The organism is Kitasatospora sp. NPDC093558, assembly GCF_040683475.1.
Lineage (GTDB): Bacteria > Actinomycetota > Actinomycetes > Streptomycetales > Streptomycetaceae > Kitasatospora.
Window position 1 is genome coordinate 1 of record NZ_JBFBDY010000840.1, and the last position, 2394, is coordinate 2394.

The 2394-nt window shown below is 73.3% G+C and carries 3 protein-coding genes; 2 read left to right on the top strand and 1 reads right to left on the bottom strand.

All coding sequences use genetic code 11. The annotated features are described in order from the left end of the window. Positions 1 to 110 precede the first annotated feature (110 nt). Positions 111 to 440: a DHCW motif cupin fold protein gene (locus tag AB0O00_RS35930; RefSeq protein WP_363658904.1), complete on the bottom strand. Its 330-nt coding sequence runs from the start codon at positions 438 to 440 to the stop codon at positions 111 to 113. A gap of 189 nt (positions 441 to 629) precedes the next feature. On the opposite strand from AB0O00_RS35930, the gene AB0O00_RS35935 reads away from it, so the two are divergent. Then, positions 630 to 836: a hypothetical protein gene (locus AB0O00_RS35935; protein ID WP_363658905.1), complete on the top strand. Its 207-nt coding sequence runs from the start codon at positions 630 to 632 to the stop codon at positions 834 to 836. 539 nt (positions 837 to 1375) lie between these two features. Then, positions 1376 to 2326, top strand: coding sequence for a TauD/TfdA family dioxygenase (locus AB0O00_RS35940; protein ID WP_363658906.1), 951 nt, complete (start codon positions 1376 to 1378; stop codon positions 2324 to 2326). The last annotated feature ends 68 nt before the right edge of the window (positions 2327 to 2394 follow it).

Consider the following 2394-nt stretch of genomic DNA (forward strand, 5'->3'; position numbering starts at 1 on the left):
CCACCATCCCCCCCCCCTCTCACACAACCTCACCCTCCACCCCCCCCGGCTCCCCCCCCCCCCGCCCCGCGCCCCCCCCCCACGGCCCGTCGTCTCCGTGGCGTGGCAGCTCAGTCGACGATCAGCAGCCGGGCCCCCTCGGGAGCGCTCGACCGGTGCGCCTCGCGGTCGTCCGCCACCTGGTAGCTGGAGCCGGCCCCGGTGGTGACCACCCGCCCGTCGTCCAGGGTCGTGACCAGCTCGCCTTCGAGGACGAACAGCACGTGCCCCTTGCGGCACCAGTGGTCCGCCACGTACCCCGGGGTGTAGTCCACCCGCCGCACCCGGACGGCCCCGAACTGCCTTGTGCGCCACAGCGCTTCACCGGCCTCGCCCGGGTGGCGCTCCACCGGCACCGCGTCCCAGTCGGTCGCGCTGAAGTCGAATCCGCTCATCTCCATGGCCGCATGCTAATCCCGCGACGCGCAACGGCCCCGGGGGCAGGCGAAGTTCTCTCCGCGTTCTCTCCGCAGCACCGTGAACACAAGTCGGCAATCATGACGAATGCGGCCGAAGGGGCGAATCCCCGTGACCGCACCGCCGCCCCCGGTGTTGATCAGGCCACCACGCCAGCCTCCGGAGGCCCGCCCATGCGCACCGCCCTGATCAGCGCCCTGCTCCTCGGCGCCCTCGCCGTCCCCGCCGCCGTCCCCGCCGCCGCGACCGCGTCCGCCGCGTCCGAGGCCCGCGAGGTGAACCAGGGCTACAGCATCCCCGTGGGCGCCGTCACCGACCTCGGCGCGCTGCCGGTGCTCGGCAGCCTCGGGCTCGACTTCGCCCGCCTGCTCGGGCAGTAACCCCGCCGCGGACGGCACGTCCGCCCACCCAGCCGCCCCTGGTGCCCGCCACCGGGGGCGGCTGCGCGCTGCCCCCGGCTCCCGGAAGCACGCGCGTCACCGGACGCCACCGGACGCCACCGCGCGACACGCGCCGCAACACGCCGCCACAGCGCCGCAACACCCGTTCCCACCAGCCAAGATGACGATTGACATCGGCCCACGGCCTTCAGCACGATGAGCCCCGAGCCCACTCGCAGCGAGCCGGAAGGAGGGCCCGTGCACACCGCCGTCCAGCGCGTCCAGCGCATCCCGCGCGCCCTCCCCGTCCGCCGCTGTTGTCGTGGCACCCGAGCGCTCTGACCGCTCCGCACCCCCGGGCACTCCGACCGCCCCGGCCCCAAGCGCATCAGCCGCTCCCCGCACGCCTCCGCCGTGCCGCCTCACCCCGCTTTCACCCTTGCCGGCACCTGCTCTCAACCACCGCAGCCATGCCCTTCCGCCCGGGCTTCCTGCTGCCATAACCCGTCCCCGCCAAGGGACTTGAAGGGAACGTCACCATGACCGAGCTCCGCCTCACCCCCGCCGCCGGCCGGATCGGCGCGATCGTCCACGACGTCCGTCTCGGCGGCGACCTGTCCGCCGAGACCGTGGCCGCCCTCGAAGCCGCCCTGTACGAGCACAAGGTGCTCTTCTTCCGCGGCCAGCAGCACCTCGACGACGCCGAACACGAGGCGTTCGCCCGCCAGTTGGGTCACCCGGTCGGCCACCCCACCGTGCCCAGCGCGGACGGCCGGTACGTCTTCGAGCTCGACGCGACGAAGGGCGTGCGCGCCAACAACTGGCACACCGACGTCACGTTCGTCCCGTCCTACCCCAAGGCCTCGATCCTCCGCGCGCTCGAACTCCCGGAGGCCGGCGGCAGCACGGTGTGGGCCAACACGGCCGCCGCCTACCAGGACCTCCCCGCGCCGCTCAAGGACCTCGCCGACGGCCTGCGCGCCGTCCACACCAACGACTACGACTACGCCGCGAACCTCGCCCTGCGCCCCGAGCTCGCGGACAACGCCGAGGTGGCGAAGCTCTTCCGCGAGGTGTTCGTCTCCACCGCGTTCAAGACCGAGCACCCGGTGGTCCGCGTGCACCCCGTCACCGGCGAACGGACGCTGCTGCTCGGCGCCTTCGCGCAGAGCATCCAGGGTGTGTCCGGGGCCGACAGCCGGGCGCTGATCGGCATCTTCCAGCGCTACGTCGAACGCCTGGAGAACACCGTCCGCTGGGACTGGCAGGTCGGCGACGTCGCGATCTGGGACAACCGCGCCACCCAGCACTACGCCGTCAACGACTACGGCGACGAACCGCGCCTGGTGCGCCGCATCACCCTGGACGGCGACCTGCCGGTCGGCGTCGACGGCACGCCGAGCCGGCTCCTGGAGCCCGTCGACCCGCCGCACGTCGCCGGCCTCGTCGCCGCCGAGGAGCTCGACCGGGACCTCACGCCGACCGCCTGACCAAGCCTCCGGCGACCGCCGCCCCCGGCCCGCCATCAACGAGTTCACCATGGGCACTTCTGAAACAC

What these genes read in the sequence shown, in the direction of transcription:
- AB0O00_RS35930 (WP_363658904.1), bottom strand. Translation starts at nt 440, where the DNA reads ATGGAGATGAGCGGATTCGACTTCAGCGCGACCGACTGGGACGCGGTG.
- AB0O00_RS35935 (WP_363658905.1), top strand. Translation starts at nt 630, where the DNA reads ATGCGCACCGCCCTGATCAGCGCCCTGCTCCTCGGCGCCCTCGCCGTC.
- AB0O00_RS35940 (WP_363658906.1), top strand. Translation starts at nt 1,376, where the DNA reads ATGACCGAGCTCCGCCTCACCCCCGCCGCCGGCCGGATCGGCGCGATC.